General features: G+C 71.6%; 16 protein-coding genes and 1 pseudogene. 3 read left to right on the top strand and 14 right to left on the bottom strand.

Annotated elements, in window-relative coordinates:
• Nucleotides 1–78 precede the first annotated feature (78 nt).
• From ACVCAG_RS38425 to ACVCAG_RS38415, 3 genes are all read right to left on the bottom strand, one after another.
• Entirely contained in the window at nucleotides 79–918 is an 840-nt protein-coding gene (locus ACVCAG_RS38425) for a hypothetical protein (protein WP_440087905.1), read from the bottom strand.
• A 254-nt stretch (nucleotides 919–1,172) separates the two neighbouring features.
• Nucleotides 1,173–2,150: a malate dehydrogenase gene (locus ACVCAG_RS38420; RefSeq protein WP_440087904.1), complete on the bottom strand. Its 978-nt coding sequence runs from the start codon at nucleotides 2,148–2,150 to the stop codon at nucleotides 1,173–1,175.
• Nucleotides 2,151–2,401: 251 nt separating this feature from the next.
• Nucleotides 2,402–4,807 (bottom strand): protein kinase domain-containing protein, encoded by a 2,406-nt coding sequence (locus ACVCAG_RS38415; protein WP_440087903.1) that lies wholly within the window; start codon nucleotides 4,805–4,807, stop codon nucleotides 2,402–2,404.
• 243 nt (nucleotides 4,808–5,050) lie between these two features.
• On the opposite strand from ACVCAG_RS38415, the gene ACVCAG_RS38410 reads away from it, so the two are divergent.
• Nucleotides 5,051–6,631 carry a sigma factor-like helix-turn-helix DNA-binding protein gene (locus tag ACVCAG_RS38410; RefSeq protein WP_440087902.1) on the top strand — a complete coding sequence of 527 codons (1,581 nt, stop codon included), beginning with the start codon at nucleotides 5,051–5,053 and terminating at the stop codon, nucleotides 6,629–6,631.
• A 240-nt stretch (nucleotides 6,632–6,871) separates the two neighbouring features.
• Here the strand turns inward: ACVCAG_RS38410 and ACVCAG_RS38405 are convergent, their stop codons facing one another.
• The 3 genes from ACVCAG_RS38405 to ACVCAG_RS38395 form a co-directional block, all read right to left on the bottom strand.
• Nucleotides 6,872–8,089, bottom strand: coding sequence for an NADP-dependent isocitrate dehydrogenase (locus ACVCAG_RS38405; RefSeq protein WP_440087901.1), 1,218 nt, complete (start codon nucleotides 8,087–8,089; stop codon nucleotides 6,872–6,874).
• A gap of 141 nt (nucleotides 8,090–8,230) precedes the next feature.
• Nucleotides 8,231–8,518 (bottom strand): hypothetical protein, encoded by a 288-nt coding sequence (locus ACVCAG_RS38400; RefSeq protein WP_440087900.1) that lies wholly within the window; start codon nucleotides 8,516–8,518, stop codon nucleotides 8,231–8,233.
• Between the two features lie 34 nt (nucleotides 8,519–8,552).
• Nucleotides 8,553–9,674, bottom strand: a complete 1,122-nt coding sequence (locus ACVCAG_RS38395) for a citrate/2-methylcitrate synthase (protein WP_440087899.1) — start codon at nucleotides 9,672–9,674, stop codon at nucleotides 8,553–8,555.
• Nucleotides 9,675–9,855: 181 nt separating this feature from the next.
• Here ACVCAG_RS38395 and ACVCAG_RS38390 point away from each other — a divergent pair, with 181 nt between their 5' ends.
• Nucleotides 9,856–10,512 (top strand): FHA domain-containing protein, encoded by a 657-nt coding sequence (locus tag ACVCAG_RS38390; protein WP_344749230.1) that lies wholly within the window; start codon nucleotides 9,856–9,858, stop codon nucleotides 10,510–10,512.
• Nucleotides 10,513–10,537: 25 nt separating this feature from the next.
• Here the strand turns inward: ACVCAG_RS38390 and ACVCAG_RS38385 are convergent, their stop codons facing one another.
• The 4 genes from ACVCAG_RS38385 to purN all read right to left on the bottom strand — a co-directional run bounded on the left by ACVCAG_RS38385 (nucleotide 10,538) and on the right by purN (nucleotide 13,991).
• Nucleotides 10,538–11,398: a bifunctional methylenetetrahydrofolate dehydrogenase/methenyltetrahydrofolate cyclohydrolase gene (locus ACVCAG_RS38385; protein WP_440087898.1), complete on the bottom strand. Its 861-nt coding sequence runs from the start codon at nucleotides 11,396–11,398 to the stop codon at nucleotides 10,538–10,540.
• Nucleotides 11,399–11,446: 48 nt separating this feature from the next.
• Entirely contained in the window at nucleotides 11,447–11,629 is a 183-nt protein-coding gene (locus ACVCAG_RS38380) for a hypothetical protein (protein ID WP_362678706.1), read from the bottom strand.
• A 150-nt stretch (nucleotides 11,630–11,779) separates the two neighbouring features.
• On the bottom strand, nucleotides 11,780–13,324 hold the full coding sequence (gene purH / locus ACVCAG_RS38375) for a bifunctional phosphoribosylaminoimidazolecarboxamide formyltransferase/IMP cyclohydrolase (RefSeq protein ID WP_440087897.1): 1,545 nt from the start codon (nucleotides 13,322–13,324) through the stop codon (nucleotides 11,780–11,782).
• A 46-nt stretch (nucleotides 13,325–13,370) separates the two neighbouring features.
• A complete protein-coding gene (purN, locus tag ACVCAG_RS38370; RefSeq protein ID WP_440087896.1) occupies nucleotides 13,371–13,991 on the bottom strand; it encodes a phosphoribosylglycinamide formyltransferase in 621 nt (206 codons plus the stop codon).
• 79 nt (nucleotides 13,992–14,070) lie between these two features.
• Here purN and ACVCAG_RS38365 point away from each other — a divergent pair, with 79 nt between their 5' ends.
• Nucleotides 14,071–14,481 carry a hypothetical protein gene (locus ACVCAG_RS38365; protein WP_440087895.1) on the top strand — a complete coding sequence of 137 codons (411 nt, stop codon included), beginning with the start codon at nucleotides 14,071–14,073 and terminating at the stop codon, nucleotides 14,479–14,481.
• 126 nt (nucleotides 14,482–14,607) lie between these two features.
• Here the strand turns inward: ACVCAG_RS38365 and ACVCAG_RS38360 are convergent, their stop codons facing one another.
• The 4 genes and pseudogenes from ACVCAG_RS38360 to ACVCAG_RS38345 form a co-directional block, all read right to left on the bottom strand.
• On the bottom strand, nucleotides 14,608–16,011 hold the full coding sequence (locus ACVCAG_RS38360; RefSeq protein WP_440087894.1) for a hypothetical protein: 1,404 nt from the start codon (nucleotides 16,009–16,011) through the stop codon (nucleotides 14,608–14,610).
• A complete protein-coding gene (locus tag ACVCAG_RS38355; RefSeq protein ID WP_440087893.1) occupies nucleotides 15,998–16,516 on the bottom strand; it encodes a SigE family RNA polymerase sigma factor in 519 nt (172 codons plus the stop codon). Before ACVCAG_RS38355 ends, ACVCAG_RS38360 begins: the two co-directional genes overlap by 14 nt.
• Before the next feature lie 218 nt (nucleotides 16,517–16,734).
• On the bottom strand, nucleotides 16,735–18,396 hold the full coding sequence (locus ACVCAG_RS38350) for a cell division protein PerM (protein ID WP_440087892.1): 1,662 nt from the start codon (nucleotides 18,394–18,396) through the stop codon (nucleotides 16,735–16,737).
• 261 nt (nucleotides 18,397–18,657) lie between these two features.
• Nucleotides 18,658–18,756, bottom strand: a pseudogene (locus ACVCAG_RS38345) (succinate--CoA ligase subunit alpha); the annotation flags it as partial.

The following is an 18,756-nucleotide window of genomic DNA, read 5'->3' as shown; positions in this document are numbered from 1 at the left end:
CTCCACTCCGCCGCCCCGGCCGCGCCACCGGTCTCGGAAACCTGCGACCGGGGCCGGGCGCGAGCCGACCGGCCGCGCCTACCCCAGGCCGAAGCGGGCCGTGTTGTTGGCCGGGCGGCGGTCGCCCAGCCGGAGGGAGTAGACGGTCGCCTCGGCCCGTGGCGCGTGCGCGCGGGCCACGAAGGCGAGCGTGAAGCTCACCCGCCGGCCCGCGCCGACCGTACGAAGCCTGCACCCGACGTAGGCGAGGTGGGAGTCGCACCGCGCGCCCCTCGCCGACACGAGATGCGCCCCGCCGGTGTCGAAGAGGACCCCGGCGTCGTGGACGCGCCGCGGCCCGCGGTTGCGCACCACGGCGGCCACCGTGACCAGGCGGCCCGCACGCGTCGCGCGCGACAGCCTGACGGCCAGGTCCGCACCCTTGTCCACCTCGGTGAGCGTCTCGGAGAAGTTGTCCGTCTCGTCGTCGTCCACGACCTCGGAGGAGAGCGTGGCGCTCGCCCTCAGCGGGCCCCGCGCGCCGGACCCCACCATCCCGGTGATCGTCACCCCGCCGGTCTGCCCCGCCAGGACGTCCGTCGGCGAGGGGCAGATCACCTCTCCGGCCGCGGCGCCGGGAAGGCATTCGGCGACGTTGACGCCGGCCACCGCCACCTTCTCGGGCAGTCGTACGGTGAGCAGCGGGAGCACCGCGTCGCCGGGACCGTCGTTGCGCACCTCGGCCCGGTAGGTCAGCGGCCGACCGGGCTGCGCGCGCTTCGGGGAGACCGTCAGCCGCACCGACAGGTCGGCGCCGCCCCAGCCGTCGTCGTCGGGAGAGGCGAGCGCCCCACGGGGGGTCGCCACGAGCGCGAGACAGATCATCCCGGCGACGATCCGCACCGCGGCGTACTCCCTGAACACCGATCCCCCGACCACAAGTGATCATTGAACGCCGGGTCGCGCCGCTCCGCGATGATCGACACGCCGCCTTTTCCTTCGCCTTCCCCCGCCGCCCGCGCGGCGAGGGGCCGGGGAGGCGCGAAAGGCCGGGAACCCGAACGGGCCGGAACCCGGGAGGCCGGGAACGCGAAAGGGGCCCCGGCACGCCGGGGCCCCTTTCGCGTGGCGACCCAGATCAGAACGACCCAGATCAGAACGGATCAGATCGGGACGGCTCGGATCGGGACGGCTCAGATAAGACCGAGCTCGCGCACCGCGGCACGCTCCTCCTCCAGCTCGCGCACCGTGGCGTCGATGCGCTCGCGGGAGAAGGCGTCGATCTCCAGGCCCTGGATGATCTCCCACTTGCCGTCGCGCGAGGTGACCGGGAAGGACGAGATGAGCCCCTCCGGCACGCCGTACGAACCGTCGGAGGGAATCGCGGCCGAGGTCCAGGCGGTGCCGTTGACCCAGTCGAAGACGTGGTCGACCGCCGCGTTGGCGGCGGAGGCGGCCGAGGACGCGCCCCGGGCCTCGATGATCGCGGCGCCGCGCTTGGCGACGGTGGGGATGAAGGTGTCACGCAGCCAGGCCTCGTCGACCAGCTCGGCGGCGATCTTGCCACCGACCTCGGCGTGGAAGAGGTCGGGGTACTGAGTGGCGGAGTGGTTGCCCCAGATCGTCATCTTCTTGATCTCGGTGACCGGGACCTGCAGCTTGGCGGCGAGCTGGGACAGCGCGCGGTTGTGGTCGAGGCGGGTCATCGCGGTGAAGCGCTCGGCCGGGACGTCCGGGGCGTGCTGCTGGGCGATGAGCGCGTTGGTGTTGGCCGGGTTGCCGACCGCCAGCACGCGGATGTCGTCGGCCGCGTTGTCGTTGATCGCCTTGCCCTGCGGGCCGAAGATGCCGCCGTTGGCCTGGAGGAGGTCGCCGCGCTCCATGCCCTTGCTCCGGGGACGGGCACCGACCAGCAGCGCGACGTTGGCGCCGTTGAACGCCACGTTCGGGTCGTCGGTGATCTCGATGCCGCTCAGCAGCGGGAACGCGCAGTCGTCGAGCTCCATCGCGGTGCCCTCGGCGGCCTTCACGGCCTGCGGGATCTCCAGGAGGCTCAGCGTGACCGGGACGTCGGCGCCCAGCAACTGGCCCGAGGCGATGCGGAAAAGCAGCGCGTAGCCGATCTGACCGGCGGCGCCGGTAACGGTGACCTTTACGGGAGTCTGGGCCATGACCTTCCCCCACTCGAAGGATGAATTGTGACGCTCGGATGCTACCCGTCCACGGTGGACGGCCGTCCGGCGAGTGCCCCGATGCGCGCTCCGATCCGCGCTCCGGGCGGCGGGACCGGCAGCCGGCCGGCAGCCGGCCGGCAGCCGGCCGACAGGGAGAGCAGGACGAACGCCCCGCGACGGCGAGGCGCGGCCCTGACGCCGGCCCCGGACCAGGGCCCCGGCGGAGGTCTCCGCGGGGGCCCTCACGGTCAGGTGCAGGCGGCCATGGTGGGGGCGTCGTTCTCCCGCCCCGGGAACTCGACCTTGGAGAAGTGCTTGTCGAGCAGCGTGCGGATCGTGCCGCTCCGGTAGAGGTCGGCGATCGCCCCCTTGACGGCCTCGCAGGTGCGCACGTCGCCCTTCTTGAGGGCCACCGCGTAACGCTCGTCGGTGAGTTTCAGGCCGAGCAGCTTGTAGCGGATGCTCTCCCGGTTGGCGAAACCGGCCAGCAGCAGGTCGTCGCCCGGGATCGCGTCGACCTGGCCGGCCTGCAGCATGTTGACGCACTCGGAGTATGTCTCGGCGGCCTCCAGCGCGAGCCGCTCGACCGCGCCCTGCAGGACGGCCACGGCCGCGCTGGAGGCCGGCTGGCATATCCGGCTGCCCTCCAGGCCTCTCAGGTCCACGATCGGCGAACCGTCCTTGACGAGGGCGTCGACGTGGGCGAGGTAGTACGGCCCGGCGAAGGTGACGTCGTCGGTGTCGTTGATCGAGTACGTCGCCAGGACGAGGTCGACGTCTCCGTCCGCCAGCAGTTTCGGCCGTTCGGGGCGGCCGGTGCCCCGGAAGGTGACGCCGCTCGCCGGCACTCCCAGCGCCTTGGCGATCTCCAGGGCGAGGTCGATCTCGAAGCCGCTCCACCTGCCCTGGTTCTGCAGGGCGATACCGGGCAGGAAGTCGCGCACGCCGACGACGAGCTTGCCCGTTTTGGCGGCCTTGTCCACCACGGAGGTGAACGCGGTGGGAACGGTTTCCTCCGGCCCGCTCTCCGAGGCGATCCCCGGCCACCAGCGGACCGCGGCGGCCCCGCCGGCGATCAGCAGCAGCACGGCCACGGCGGCGGCGATCCAGCGCCCCCTGCGCGGGCGCGGCGGCGTTTCCGGGACCCCGACGAGGGTGGCGGACGCCTGCCAGCTGGGCGGCGGCACCTCGCCCCCGTGCTCCCCGTGCTCCGCGTACCCCGTGCCGTCGCCGTACGCGGGAGGCGGAGGGTGGTCCCAGTAGTCCGGCGACGACGGGTGGCCGCGATGCGCCGGTGAGCGGCGATCCGGAGAGAGGTGGTCCGGTGGGCTCTGCCGCGGGAGGCGACGGTCCTCAGGGCGCGACTCGGGAAAGCGCTGGTCGGGGAAGCGCTGGTCGGGGAAGCGCTGGTCGGGGAAGGACGAATGCTCCACGGGGGGAGGGGCGGGGATGTGCGACGGCCCGCCGTGGGCGGCGGGTGCGCGACGCTCGCCCTGGCCCGGCCCGGTCTCCCGGTGAACCCCCTGACCGCTCCGGCCGCCCTGATCGCCGCGCCCGGGGTGGGAGCCCTGGTCGTGGACGGGGTGGGGGTGCTGGAATCCCGTGGACGGGAGGAGCAGGTCGCCCGAGACACCGCCCGTCCGGGGCTTCGGGGTGCGCATGGGACTGGTGGCGTCGTTGTCACGGCCCTGATCGCCGTCGTCGGCGTGTCCCCGGTCGCGGCCCTGCTCGCGGCCCTGCTCACGGTCCCGCTCCCGGGATCGGAATTCGTCGCGGGGCGGCGGCTCGGGGACGGCGACCTTGGCGCCCTGGGTGAGGATCGCGGGCGAGGCGTTCACCGTCTCCGGGTGGCCGAGCAGCCGGAGCAGGAGCTGGTCGGCCGAGGGCCGCGTGGCGGGCGACTTTGCCAGCGCCGAGCCGACCACGCCGCGCAGCGGCTCCGGCAGCGTGCCGAGGTCGACCTCGTGGTTGAGGATGCGGTTGAGCACCACGGCGATCGAGCTTCCGGCGAAGATCGTCTCGCCGGTCGCGGCGAACGCGATGGTCGCCCCCCAGGCGAAGACGTCGGTGTGCGGTCCGACCTCGGAGCCGGAGATCTGCTCCGGCGCCATGTACGCGGGGGTGCCGATGGCCCGGCTGGTGATCGTGCCGGTGGAGTCGAGGATGCGGGCGATGCCGAAGTCGACGACCCTCGGGCCGTCGGCCGCGATGAGCACGTTGTCCGGCTTGAAGTCGCGGTGCACGATCGAGGCGTGGTGGATCGCGGTGAGCGCGGTGGCCGTGCCGATCGCCAGCCGCTGCAGCGGGGCGCCCTTGAGGGGGCCGTCGGTCTCCACGACCTCGCGCAGCGACCTGCCCTCGATGTACTCGCTCGCGATGTAGGGGGTGTCGCCTTCGAGGTCGGCGTCCATCACGCCCGCCGTGCAGAACGAGGCGACCCGCTGGGCCGCCCTCGCCTCCCTGGCGAACCGGGACCTGGCGACGGCGTCGCCGGAGAACTTCACGTGCAGCAGCTTGATCGCCGCCCGCTCCCCCGCGGCGTTGATCCCCAGGTAGACGATGCCCTGCCCGCCCTCGCCGACCCGCCCGACGACGCGGAACGGCCCGAGCTGGCGCGGCTCTCCCGCTTCCAGTGGCGCGATCTCCGGCATCATCGTCCCCACGGTCTCGTAATCTTCGACGTGGCAAACTTTACGGCGCCATGACCCGCCCTCTCCCCCTGTTATCCCGACGTGACCTCACATCCCTCACGACCACGACCCGCCCCCGCCCGCGTCACGACGAAAAACAGCGGACGCCCTCACCCCCAATCTCCGACATTCACCCCAATCTGGCGCTCCAGCCGCTTAGATCGCTACCGTTGTACGTCCCTCAGGCAAGCCGGAGCTAAAACTTCCATGCGCCGATATATCGGTTATCGCGAGTTCGTGCAGCGCGATCAGCGTTCCCTCGTCGGCACCGCCCTTCTCCTCACCGGCAGCCACGAGCAGGCCATCCGCCTCACCCTGCGCTCCTTCCACACCGTCGCCCTCTCCTGGCCGCCGCCGCTGTGGGAGAACCCCACCACGCACGCCCAGATCGCGCTCTACCGCCGCTTCCTCCAGCGGCCGAGCGCCGCCGGCCCGACGGCCCTGGTACGGATCCCGCCCCGGCAGCGGCTCCTCGTGGTCGCCTGCCTGCACGACGGCAGGTCCCGCGCGGAGATGGCCTCCCTCCTCGGGCTCCCGGAGGAGACCGTGAAGTCGGAGATCGCCGAGGCGGTCGACACCCTCACCAAGGGCAGCGAGAGCCGTCTGATCACCAGGATGGCCACGGCCGCGGGTGAGGCCTCCGTCCCCGACCTCACCGTCCGGTCCATGCGCACGCTCAGGCGGCGTCGCGCCAGGGGGGCCCTCCTGGCCGTGGCGGCGGCGCTCGTGCCGGTCGGCCTGATCGCCGCCTTCGTCGTGTCCCAGCAGGGCGAGGTGTGGAACTCGGCGCTGGGCGAGCGCAGCCGGCCGCACGCGGCGCAGGCGCAGGAGCCCGTACGAGCGGTCTCCAGTCCGGAGCCGGACGGCTCGGGGCCGGGCGGCGGGGAACCCGGCGCCGTCCCGGCACCGTGGCAGGCCCCGCGGACCTCCTCGGTGATACGCTACGCGGTCCCTGGGCCGTGTCCCGACGCCCCCGTCGGGACACCTCCCGCGCGCGCCGGAGACGTCACCTGCGCGGGCTGGACGCTGACGATGGCCTCCGGCGGCCCCGAGAGCCCCGCTCCCGGCCTCGGCGGGTGCGAGGGCCGCGAACCCTGCGAGGCGAGGCTGCGCGTCCCCGACGCCGCCCAGCGCCTCGCGCACGGCGACGGGAGGGAGCGCCCCCGGCTCGCCCCCGCCATCAGCCGCGACGGGCGCCGCATCGCCTACCTGAGCGCGGCGGAGCGACGGTACGTGGCCCACGACCTCGGCAGCGGCGTGAAGCGCTACCTGTCACCGGTCCTCGCCCCCGCCGACACCGAGGACGGCACCCAGGTGAGCGTCTCCCCCAGCGGCCGCCACTTCACCGTCACCCTCGGCGAGCGGCGGCTGCGGACCGACTTCACGACCGGCGCCCTGACGTCTGTGCCCGCAGGACAGATGCCTCCGGCGCAGCGGATCGCCGCCTGGCTCCAGGAGAAGTACGGGACCTGGGCCGACTCTCCCGGCGGAAGACACTCCGCCGCGATCGTCGCGGGGAAGGGCGAGGACCTCCACAGCCTCCACGTCATCGACGCCGCGTCGCGGCGGGTCTTCAAGCGGCTCCCGCTGCCCGAGACGAGGCGGCCCGCCACGGCCGAGGTCGTGAGCTGGCTGAACAACCGCGAGGTGGTCGTGAGGATGAGCGCCAGGGCCGGGGGCGGCCTCCTCGGTTTCTTCCGGGTGGACGCCGTCACCGGGCGGTCGCACCGCGTGCCCGGCCTGCCGGCGGACGCCCCCCTCGTCCTGGGGGCCGTGGCGGCACCGTGACCGGCCGCCCGGCGCCGTGACGACGACCCGGATCGCGTGCTGTCGCCGTACATGTTCGTGCCGTGCCGGCCGGATGGGAGAAAGCGTTCGCGGACGCAACGTCTTCGGCCCGGCCCGCCGCCATCCTGCCCGTTCGCTCAGGTCACCGGCTTTCACCGCGCCCCGGCGCGTCACGGAACGAAGAAACAGCCTCCGCCTGGCACGGCACGTGCGGGCGGAGGCCGGATTCGACGGACAGGCTTACAGGCTCATCTTCTTCTTCAGGTTCTCGTCCAGGGCCGCCAGGAAGTCCTGGGTGGTCAGCCACTCGGCGTCGCCGCCGACCAGCAGGGCGAGGTCCTTGGTCATCTGGCCGCCCTCGACGGTCTCGACGCAGACCTGCTCCAGCTTGTCGGCGAAGTCGATCAGCGCGGGGGTGTTGTCGAGCTTGCCGCGGTGCTGCAGGCCCCGGGTCCACGCGAAGATCGAGGCGATCGGGTTCGTGGAGGTGGGGTTGCCCTTCTGGTGCTCGCGGTAGTGGCGGGTCACCGTGCCGTGGGCGGCCTCGGCCTCGACGGTCCGGCCGTCGGGGGTGAGCAGGACCGAGGTCATCAGGCCGAGCGAGCCGAAACCCTGCGCGACGGTGTCGGACTGGACGTCGCCGTCGTAGTTCTTGGCGGCCCAGACGTATCCGCCCTCCCACTTGAGCGCCGCGGCGACCATGTCGTCGATGAGACGGTGCTCGTAGGTGATCCCGGCGGCGTCGAAGTCGGCCTTGAACTCGGTCTCGAAGACCTCCGCGAAGATGTCCTTGAAGCGGCCGTCGTAGGCCTTCAGGATCGTGTTCTTCGTGGAGAGGTAGACCGGATAGCCGCGCGACAGGCCGTACCGCATGGAGGCGCGGGCGAAGTCGCGGATCGAGTCGTCCAGGTTGTACATCGCCAGCGCGATGCCGGGGCCGGGGAAGTCGTAGACGTCGAGCTCGATCGGCTCCGAGCCGTCCTTGGGGGTGTAGGTGAGGGTCAGGCTGCCCTCGCCGGGGATCTTCAGGTCGGTGGCGCGGTACTGGTCGCCGAACGCGTGACGGCCGATGATGATCGGCTTGGTCCAGCCGGGGACGAGCCTCGGCACGTTGGACATGATGATCGGCTCGCGGAAGATGACACCGCCGAGGATGTTACGGATGGTCCCGTTCGGGGACTTCCACATCTTCTTGAGGCCGAACTCCTCCACCCGAGCCTCGTCAGGGGTGATCGTGGCGCACTTGACGCCGACGCCGTACTGCTTGATCGCGTTCGCGGCGTCGATCGTCACCTGGTCGTCGGTGGCGTCGCGGTGCTCGATCCCGAGGTCGTAGTACTTCAGGTCGACGTCGAGGTAGGGAAGGATCAGCTGGTCCTTGATGAACTGCCAGATGATCCGGGTCATCTCGTCGCCGTCAAGCTCGACGACGGGGCCCTCTACCTTGATCTTGGGCATGCGTGTGGTTCCCCTTCTGAACTAAATTGGCCAGACAGTCCTTTTTGAGGCTCACTGGCCGTTGAGGCTATCGGACGTGGTCGACCACCTCGCGGCGCACCCGGTCATCCGACCCGCCACATCGGTATGTGGTCCTTGAACTCACATCGGTATGTGGTCCTTGAACTCGAGGATGATCCCGGCCACCGTCAGCACGACGCCGAGGCCTCCCAGCGTGACGACGTCGGTGGCCTTGCGGCGGACGGCGAGCCGCCCGCCCCCGGCCAGCCGGGCGAGCGCCCCCAGCATCATGACGGCGCCCATCGCGATTCCGCCCCAGTAGGGCAGGCCCAGCAGCACGGCGAGGATCAGCGCGACGAGCGCGCCGCCCACCACCAGGGGGTAGGCCCCCCAACGTTCCCTGTTCGCCTCGGCCGCTCGCGCGTTCACCGGCCCACCACCCGCTCTCGCCCCTGACGTCGGCTCATCGCTCGGAGATCGGCTTCCACTTCTGGTCGCGCTCGCCGATGTACTCGCTGTCCGGGCGGATCAGCCGGTTGTCGGCGTGCTGCTCGATGACGTGTGCGGTCCATCCTGACATGCGGCTGACGGAGAAGACGGGAGTGAACAGGTCCGTCGGGATGCCGAGATAGTGGTAGACGGTCGCCGCGTAGAAGTCGACGTTCGGGTAGAGGCCCTTCGTCTCGAAGACGACCTCCTCCATCTCCTTGGACATCCGGTAGTACGTGTCGTCGCCGGAGGCCTCGCCGAGTTCCTGCGACATCCTGCGCAGGTGCGTGGCGCGCGGGTCCTCGGTCTTGTAGACGCGGTGCCCGAAGCCCATGATCTTCTCTCCCGCGGAGAGTTTGTCCCGTACGGCCTGGGCGACGGAACCCGCGTCGAGCGACTCCAGGGTGCGCATGACCTGCTCGTTGGCACCGCCGTGCAGGGGGCCCTTGAGGGTGCCGATCGCCGCCACGACCGCCGAGTGCATGTCGGACAGGGTCGCGGCACAGACGCGGGCGGCGAACGTGGAGGCGTTCATCGTGTGGTCGGCGTGCAGGACCAGGCAGGCGTCGAAGATCTCGACCTCGCGCTCACCGGGGGTACGGCCGGTGATCTGGAGCAGGAAGTTCGCCGCCACGCTCAGCTCGGGGTCCGGATCGGGCACGGAGGCCCCGGTCCTGGCCGCGTGGTAGCGGGCCACGAGGATCGGCTGCTGCGCGGTCAGCCTGGCGGCCTTGCGCAGGTTCGCCTCGGGGGCGTTGGTGCCCTTGTCCGGATCGTCGCCTCCGGCCAGCGAGACCAGCGTGCGCAGCGCCTCCATGGGGGCCTGCTTCTCCGCGATCTCCTGGATGTTGGCCTCGGCGAGCGTGCCGAGCGTGCGCCCTCGGACCAGTTCCTCACCGTACGTCAGCAGTTGCTCCCGCGTGGGGAGGGTGCCGCACTGGAGCAGGTGGGCGGTCTCTTCGAAGGTGGTACGGCCGGCCAGATCGTGGATGTCGTAGCCACGATAGAAGAGGCGACCGGCCTGACCGTCGATGTCACTGAGCGCTGTGGACGCGGCTACGACATCGGCGAGACCTTTGGTGGGCTTGTCCGCCATAAGTGTTTCCTCCGCTTATCTGTGTCCGAAGTCTACCTGTGAGCAGCGGAAACCCTCCCGAGAGGTACAGACCAATTTCACGAAGGATTCTCCTTCTGGCAAAGGCGATTCCCCATCACCTCGTTTGGGTAAGCCGGAGCTGTAGGAATAGTTACGGCGGGCTACCTGGGGAGGAACTGCCGTGGAGGGGCCGTTCATACGCATCGAGGACACTGGCGAGGTGGTCCCGTTGCGCCCCGAGATCACGACGATCGGACGTGGCCGGGGAGTGGACATCCGGCTCACCGATCCGAGTGTTTCCCGGCTGCACGCGGAATTCGTCCGGCGCGGACCCTACCTGTACGTCGTTGACCTGGGCCTGTCCCGCAACGGCACTCGGGTCAACGGCCGGCCGATCGCCCGGAGGGTGCTTGACGACGGCGACGTGGTGTCCTTCGGCGCGGCACGAGGCAGGATCGGCGGAGTGCCACGCGAGGACTTCGCACCGGAGGTCGAGCTCCGCCGCGCCGCGGCACCGGAGCTGACCAGGCGGGAGGTTGATGTCCTGACGTCGCTGTGCCGTCCGGCGCTGTCGGACGAGGCGTTCGTCGCACCGGCCACGGCCAGGGAGATAGCCGACGATCTGGTGGTGACGGAGGCGGCTGTCAAGCAGCACCTCCTGCGCCTCTACCAGAAGTTCCGCATTCCCGAGGGGACCAACCGGCGCACCAGGCTGGCGAACGAGGTCGTCGCCCTGGGGCTGGTCAGGCCCACCCCGGTGGTGCCACCGCAGCGCGCGGCCGGTTCCCCGGAGCCCCAGACGGCGTCGTCCACCACCGCGAACCGCAGGGCCTCGTAGAGAACCGCGGCCCCCGCGAGTGGGATCAGCCCCGCTCGCGGGCGCGCCGTTCGGCGGCCTCGACCACGTTGGTGAGCAGCATGGCCCGGGTCATCGGGCCCACGCCGCCGGGGTTGGGGGTGAGGAAGCCCGCGACGTCCTCGACGCCCGGGGCCACGTCACCGGCGATCTTCCCGTCGACCCGGGAGACGCCGACGTCGAGCACGGCGGCGCCCGGCTTCACCATGTCCGCGGTGATCAGGTGCGGCACCCCGGCCGCGGCGACGACGATGTCGGCGCGCCGGGTGTGGGCCGCGAGGTCCTGGGTGCCGGTGTGGCAGAGGGTGACGGTGGCGTTCTCCGAGCGGCGGGTCAGCAGCAGGCCGAGCGAGCGCCCCACGGTGATGCCGCGGCCGACCACGACGACCTCGGCCCCCTTGATCGGCACCCCGTACGCCTGCAGGAGCACGACGATGCCGTACGGCGTGCAGGGCAGCGGAGCGTCGACCATGTGGACCAGGCGGCCCAGGTTGACCGGGTGGAGACCGTCGGCGTCCTTCGCCGGGTCCATCCGCTCGATCAGCGCCTGCGTGTCGAGGTGGCGGGGCAGCGGGAGCTGGACGATGTAGCCGGTGCACTCGGCGGAGGCGTCGAGCTCGTCGACGACCGCCTCGACGTCGGCCTGGGTGGCACTTTCCGGCAGGTCCCTGCGGATGGAGGAGATGCCCACCTCCGCGCAGTCGCGGTGCTTGCCGGCCACGTAGATCTGGCTGCCGGGATCACCGCCCACCAGGACGGTGCCGAGCCCGGGGACGACGCCCCGCTCCCTCAGCGCGGCCACCCGCGCCGTGAGGTCCGCCTTGATCTTCGCCGCCGTGGCCTTGCCGTCGAGAATCCGCGCGCTCATGCGGACAACCCTCTCACGGGATCGGCGGGAGCGGCGGGTCCGCCGGGATCAGCCGCGCTCCGCCTCCCTCGCTTCCCTTCGCTCGATGATCCTGCGGGTGAAGGGAATCCACTCCATGGCCCGCCCGCTGAGGTAGGCCGCGCCGAGCGCGATGATGATCATCATCCAGGGGCTGATCCAGAAACCATGCATGATCACGAAGGCGTACAGGGCGTGGTCGAGCAGGGGCATAAGGGAGCTCCACGACTGGGACGAAAGGGATGCTTCAGACTAACCGCAGGTCAAACCTTTTTCATCCAGGGAGTCCTGTCTAATCCGCCACTTTCCTATCTCCTGTGTGCGGCCGCCACAGCCGTGCGGCGGCCGCACACCGGGAACGGGTCAGTGGAAGAAGTGACGGGTGCCGGTGAAGTAGAGGGTCACCCCGGCCGCCTCGGCCGCCGCGACGACCTCCTCGTCCCGGATCGAACCGCCCGGCTCCACGATCGCCCTCACTCCCGCGTCGATGAGGATCTGCGGGCCGTCGGCGAAGGGGAAGAACGCGTCGGAGGCCGCCACGGCCCCCGAAGCGCGCTCGCCCGCCCGGGAGACCGCGAGCCGCGCCGAGTCGACCCGGTTGACCTGACCCATGCCGACGCCCACGCTCGCGCCGTCCGAGGCCAGCAGGATCGCGTTGGACTTCACCGAGCGGCACGCCTTCCAGGCGAAGGCGAGGTCGGCGAGGACCTCGGCGGAGGCGGCGGGCCCGGCCTTCAGCTCCCAGGCGGACGGGTCGTCGCCCGGGGCGTCGACCCGGTCGGCGATCTGCACCAGCAGGCCGCCGTCGATCCGGCGGAACTCCGCCGGGTTGGACGGCCCCGCGGGGCAGGACAGCAGCCGGATGTTCTTCTTGGCGGTGAGCACCTCCAGCGCCTCCTCCGTGAAGGAGGGGGCCACCACGACCTCGGTGAACACCTCGGCGATCTGCCGGGCCAGCTCCCCGGTCACCTCCGCGTTGACCGCGATCACCCCGCCGTACGCCGAGACGGGGTCGCAGGCGTGTGCCTTGCGGTGCGCCTCGGCGACGTCGGCGCCGACCGCGATGCCGCACGGGTTCTGGTGCTTGATGATCGCAACGGCGGGCCCGTCGAAGTCCCAGGCGGCCCGCCAGGCGGCGTCGGCGTCGAGGTAGTTGTTGTAGGACATCTCCTTGCCGTGCAGCTGCTCGGCGTTGGCCAGACCGTCCTTCTGCCCCGAGTACAGGGCGGCGCCCTGGTGCGGGTTCTCGCCGTAGCGCAGCGGAGACCGGAGCTCCCAGGCCGCGCCCATGTAACGCGGCCACGCGCCGTCCTCGGCGGCGTAGACGTTCGCGAACCAGGAGGCCACCGCGGTGTCGTACGAGGCGGTGTGGGCGTACGCGGCGGCGGCCAGGCGGCGGCGCTCGACGAGGGTGAAGCCGCCCGCGGCGACCGCGGCGAGCACGTCGCCGTAGGAGGCGGGGTCGACCACGACCGCGGCGGTGCCGTGGTTCTTGGCACCGGCCCGGATCATGGCGGGGCCGCCGATGTCGATCTGCTCCACGCACTCGGCGTCGGAGGCGCCGGAGGCCACGGTCTCCTGGAACGGGTAGAGGTTGACCACCACCAGCTCGAACTGCTCGATCTCCAGCTCTTCGAGCTGCTTGACGTGGGACGGGTTGCCGCTGTCGGCCAGCAGCCCGGCGTGCACGCGCGGGTGCAGCGTCTTGACCCGGCCGTCGAGACACTCGGGAAAGCCGGTCAGCGACTCGACAGGAGTGACGGGGACGCCGAAGGAGGCGATCTTCGCGGCGGTGCCCCCGGTAGAGACGATCTCCACGCCCGCGGCGTCGAGCCCGCGGGCCAGTTCCTCCAGCCCGCTCTTGTCATACACCGCGATCAACGCGCGCCGGATGGCGATGCGGGTCACTTCGTGCTCCTCCTGGTTGGTTCCGGTTTTCTCCGAGGCGCCCGGCTCATCCACCGGGGCGTCCGAATCGGAAAGTCCTGCCGGTCACGGTCCAGCCCTCGCGGGCCATCCGGCCGACGGTGTCGACGAGCAGGTGACGCTCGACGGTCTTGATGCGCTCGTGCAGGGCCGCCTCGTCGTCGCCGTCCAGCACGGGCACGGTCTCCTGGGCGATGATCGGCCCGGTGTCGACACCCGCGTCGGCGAGCATCACGGTGCAGCCGGTGACGCGCACGCCGTACGAGAGCGCGTCGCGGACGCCGTGCGCGCCGGGGAAGGAGGGCAGCAGGGCGGGGTGGGTGTTGAGGACCGGGAAGGCCTCCAGCGTCGGCGCGCCGAGGATCTTCATGAACCCCGCGCAGACCACGAGATCCGGCCGGTACTCGGCGATGCGGGCGGCGAGCCTGTCGTCCCACTCCTCGCGGGTGGGGTGGTCGGCGAGCCTCTCCACGAAGGTCGGCACCCCCGCGCGCTGCGCGCGCACCAGGCCCTCGACACCGGCGCGGTCGGCACCCACGGCCACGATCCGGGCACCGTAGGTTTCGTCTGCCACAGCGTCCAGCAGGGCCTGTAGGTTGGTTCCAGAACCGGACACGAGAACCACAAGCCGAACGGCCTGGGATGACACCGACGCACTCCATTCGGACGGGGACTCACGCCGCTGCAAGGGTATCGGCCTGTCCGTACGAACAACGCAAGGAGGTCAGGTGACACTACCGGTCGAGGTCCGGCCTGCTGAGAACGCCGGTCGGAGGGCGCTGTGGCTCGCGGTCGCCGCGGCGGTGATGACGCTGGTGCTCCCCCTCGCGGGAATCGTCATGGCGATCTTCGCCCTCATCACCTCGATTCGCGCGATCCGGACGCTCCGTGCCATCCCCAAGCCGGCCGGCACCGCCGTGGTGGGCGTCGTGCTGTCGGCCGGGGCGTTGCTGATCTCGATCGCGGTGACGGCGCTGCAGTTCTACTTCGGTGACGAGCTGGCCGCCTACGCCGAGTGCGGCAGGGGCGCGGGCACCATAGCGTCGCAGAACGAGTGCGTGGAGCAGCTCGAACGGGCCATGGAGCAGAAGATGCCCTTCCTCCAGCCGGGCCAGGTGCAGTTCCCCTTCCCGCCCTGACCTGCCCCTTCCCGCCTCTTCCCGCCCTGACCTGCCGCCGGTGGCGATGCCGCCCGCACTCCTGGGAGAGCGCGGGCGGGTCCTGCCTCCTCGATCGGTGCCTGTGAGACCTACGGCTCGTAGGAGCTACGGCCTGTAGGACGGGGGCGGGACGCGGATCTTCGCGGCGATCCTGTCCAGTTCGCCGGCCAGGGCGGGATCGGCCTTGACATGGACGGCGACCTCCGGGCTCTCGAAGAAGATCCCCCGGCGACCGTCAGGATCGGTGGTCCGTATGCCCATGGGCGGCCTTCTCGTGCGTGCGGACTCCCGCTTCTCCCCGCGCAGGAACTCGTCCTCCCACCGGCTGCCGTGGAGGACCGCGCCGCGTACCACGGTGACCTCGACGTCGCGCGAGCCGTCCGACCACCGTCCGGCCTTCGCGCTCCAGCCCTTGCCGAGCCGCGTCGTCTCCCCGGCGACCCGCCGCAGGCCGGGAGGCAGGTAGGCGACGGCGACGTGGTCGACCGCGTTGCCGGAGGTGGACGGCGGCTCGGTGGGAACGAGACCCTTCACGATCCTGTCCAGCGTGGCCGCGAGGCCCTGGTTCACCGCCACGACGTATCCGAGACCGGGCCGCTCCAGCCACAGGCGCATCCGCGTCCGCGAGGCGCCCCCCGCGCCCCCGGCGGCCCGGTACCCCGGTTTGCCGCGGACCTTCTCCGGGGTGACGGCGTACAGGCTCTGACGGGTCCTGGCCCAGGTGAGCAACGCCTCCGCGTCCGCGGCGCTCACCCCGCGCACCGCCAGGAGCCGGACCGAGGCGCCGTCGTCCCCGCCCCACCCGAGCTCGGCCCACCCGGTCTGGTCGACCACGGAGAAGGGGGTTTTCAGGTACAGGCCGGGAGGAACGTAGGTGACGCGCAGTTCCTGGAAGACTCCGCCGGTCGGATCCTTGGGGATGAGACCGCCGGCGATCCTCCGCAGGTCGTCCCGGTGCCGGGCGCCCACCGTGACACGCAGGACCAGACCGGGTCGCTCCTCCCAGACCAGGTCGTCCCCCTCGGCCCGGGTGAACGCCCCGCGTCCGCGCACCTTCGCGGCGAGGACCCCCGGCAGTGTCTCGGGCGTGCCCCTGATCCCGCCGAGCACGCGCTCGGCCCCCCCGGAGTGGAAGGCCGGGTCCCGGTAGACCGTGACGCGGACGAGGTCGTCCCCCGACCCCCAGGTCGCAGCGGTGCCGCGGAGACCTCCGGCGTCGGCTCTCTCGAGTACGGGGGTGCCGAGCCCCGGGGGCAGGTGACCGACCTTGACACCGTCCACGCCCACCGTCCGGGTGGGGGAGGCGACGCCGCTCCGGTCCGTCACGGCCAGGTATCCGGGTACGGCCGCCGCCAGCACGGCCGCGGCGACCAGGGCAACCGCCGTCGTACGAGCCCTCCTGTCCCGTCTCGCGCCCTGTACGACCCGGTGGGCGAGGCCGGGAGGCGCGCCGAGCGCGGAGGTCTCCTCGACCATGGCCAGCCGGAGTTCGTGCTCAACGTTCGGCATGGGGAAACTCCTCCTCGTGAAGATCGGCGCCGATCAGGGCGCGCAAACGGGCCAGCCCCTTGGACGACTGGCTCTTGACCGCCCCGATCGAGCAGCGGAGGACCTCGGCGGTCTGGGCTTCGGTCAGGTCCTCGAAGAAGCGCAGGACCAGTACGGCGCGCTGGTGTGGCGGCAGGCTCCGGAGACCGGCGATCAGGACCTGACGAAGCTCGACGCCGCTCAGGGAGTCGGGCGCCGGAGTCTCCGGGGGCGAGCCGGTCAGGAAGATCCGCAGGATCGCGCGACGGCGGGCGCGGCTGATCGCGGTGTTGACGATGATGCGGCGCACGTAGGGTTCGGGATCACTCCCCGCGTGCAGGCGGCCCCAGCTGCGGTAGGCCTTCTCCAGGGCGCTCTGCAGGACGTCCTCGGCCTCGTCGCGGGACCCGCAGGTGAGGTGGGCGATCCTGAACAGGCTCGCTCCCCGCGCCGCGACGAACTCGGTGAACCCCTCGTGACCGCTCACCCGGCCGTCTTAGGTCTCATACCCGTCCATACGCCCGGCTCCGTGCGAAGGGTTTCCAGGAACGGCCGAATTTCCGGTCACGGCCCCGGGCGGTCACGGTCCGGGGAGATCACCGGTCCCGGGCGGTCACCGTCCTGGGCGACCACGACCTCAGGCGGCCCTGTCCCGAGCGGCCGCGGTCCCCGGCCGGGGTGTGGCGGAACGTGGACGCCCGGTTCTCAGTCGCGGTCCCAGGCGTAAGGATCGACGTAGATGACGTGACCGCCCTTGTCGTCGGTCTCGTCGACGATGTCACGCCGGGGCGTGCGCGGCGGGTCGGGGCGGCGGGCCTTTTGCGAGCTCTCCGCCGCGGCCGAGGCGTGCTCGTCCTCCCAGTCGTCCCTGATGACCGGGATCGGCTGGGTGTCGCACTCCGTGGCGTCCAGCCAGTAGCCGGGGAGCTTCTGGAGCTCCTCCGGCTCGGCGAAGCCGACCTTGCCGGCCGCCGAGGCCGCTGCCTTGGCGATCTTGACGCCCGCCTTGCGCACCGGCGCGGTGGCCGTGCCGACCTTGGCCGCCGCCTTGGTGACGGCCGTGTTGTGTCCACGGAAGATCAGCCACCAGTTGGCCAGCCCGGCGGCGATCCCCGCCGCGACACCCACCTCCAGGGTCACCGAGAGCATCACCTCCCACCCCGCGGGGCCCAGCGCGGACAGCCGCGCGCCGCCGAGCGAGCCGCCGGAGAGCGCCGCGAGCAGGCCCGCCGCCGCCCCGGTCGCCAGCCCGCAGACGAACCCCCACAGCGGCGCCCCCTCGTACGAGGAGGAGGGCGAGATCCGGACGACCAGGATGCCCGCCACGGCCCCGGCCACGAACGGCACCGCGATCACGATCATCACCCAGGCCGGGGTCGGGCCCGCCTCGGGCAGCGCGCCCAGGATCGGCAGGCTCGGCACCGTACCCAGCTGCACGCCCGTCGGCGCGACCAGCGTGCCGGTGCCGACCGCGAAACCCGGACCCGCGATGTAGGCCAGCCCCCAGATGACGGCGTTGAGCAGGTAGAGCCCCTGGACCAGCAGGAGCAGCATCCCGCCGACGAACCCCGGCGCCAGGATCCCGGACAGCTCCCGGACCTGCCCGAAGTTGACCACGACGGCCCCGAGCACCATGACGGCACCCGCCATGAGCATGATCGCCAGTGCGGCGGACGTCCCGACCACGACCGAGCGCAGCCGTTCGGGCAGCAGGCGCAGCATCGACCGCCAGGGCCCGATCGTCCTGGCGACGGCCACGGAGCCCGCGATGAAGGCCAGCGCCAGATGGCTGACCAGCACGTCGCCGAGGAAGGGCTGGGTGATCTCGTTCCTGGTGACCAGCGCGATCAGCCCGGCCAGCAGCGCGTACGGCGCCGCCAGCGAGATGCCCGCCTGCGCGATCAGGACCAGCTGCGCCCTGCGGCGGGCGTTGGACACCTCCTTCGGGGTGTTCTTGGGCAGCCGGGCGGGCAGCCGGAGCCGCAGGTCCGCGTCGCGGGCCATCCACATCCCGGCGCGGTACAGCAGGAAGGCGGGCAGGACCGTCAGACCGAGCGGGAGCAGGCCCACCGAGCCGCCGGGTATCGCGAAGCCCGCGTGGTGCGCGGCCAGCCAGAGCTGCGACGCGGTGCGGAACACCGCGGGCAGGCCCGCGCCGAGCGCACCGCGGGGAGCGGCGATCCAGCCGACCAGGGTGAGCGTGGTGAGCACCGCCAGCCCCACGCCGAGGGTCCACGCGGCGGCGAGCATCCCGGAGACGGGAAGCGGCCGGCGGACGTCGTCGTCGTCACCCGTGAGGCCGGGCAGGGGGATACGGCTGAGGACGTTGCGGGGAGCCGTCCGTAGCTGATCGAAAAGGGCCGTCACAGTAGTCGATGGTCTCAGGATCTTCGGTGCGGAAGGGACTCCCGCGCCCGCGTGTCGCGCACCGTGTGACAGGAGTCCCCTGTGGTATCCGGGCCGCGCCGGCACGGGAACCGCTCGCGTCCCCTCCCCGGAGAGGGACGTACGGCCATCGGACGATCGGGCCATCGGACGATCACCGGTGAGAAACCGCGGCGGCGCATCGCCCCGGAGCGTGCTCCGGGGCGATGCGCCGCCGCGTTCTCCCGTTCCCGGGGCCGTGCGCTAGAGCGACTTGACGACCTCGCGCATCAGGCGGGCGGTCTCGCTCGGGGTCCTGCCGACGCGGACGCCGACCTTCTCCAGGGCGTCCTTCTTGGCCTG

Source organism: Streptosporangium sp. G12, from assembly GCF_052983175.1.
Note: the sequence above shows the minus strand (reverse complement) of the source record. Positions and strands in the feature narration are given on the sequence as shown.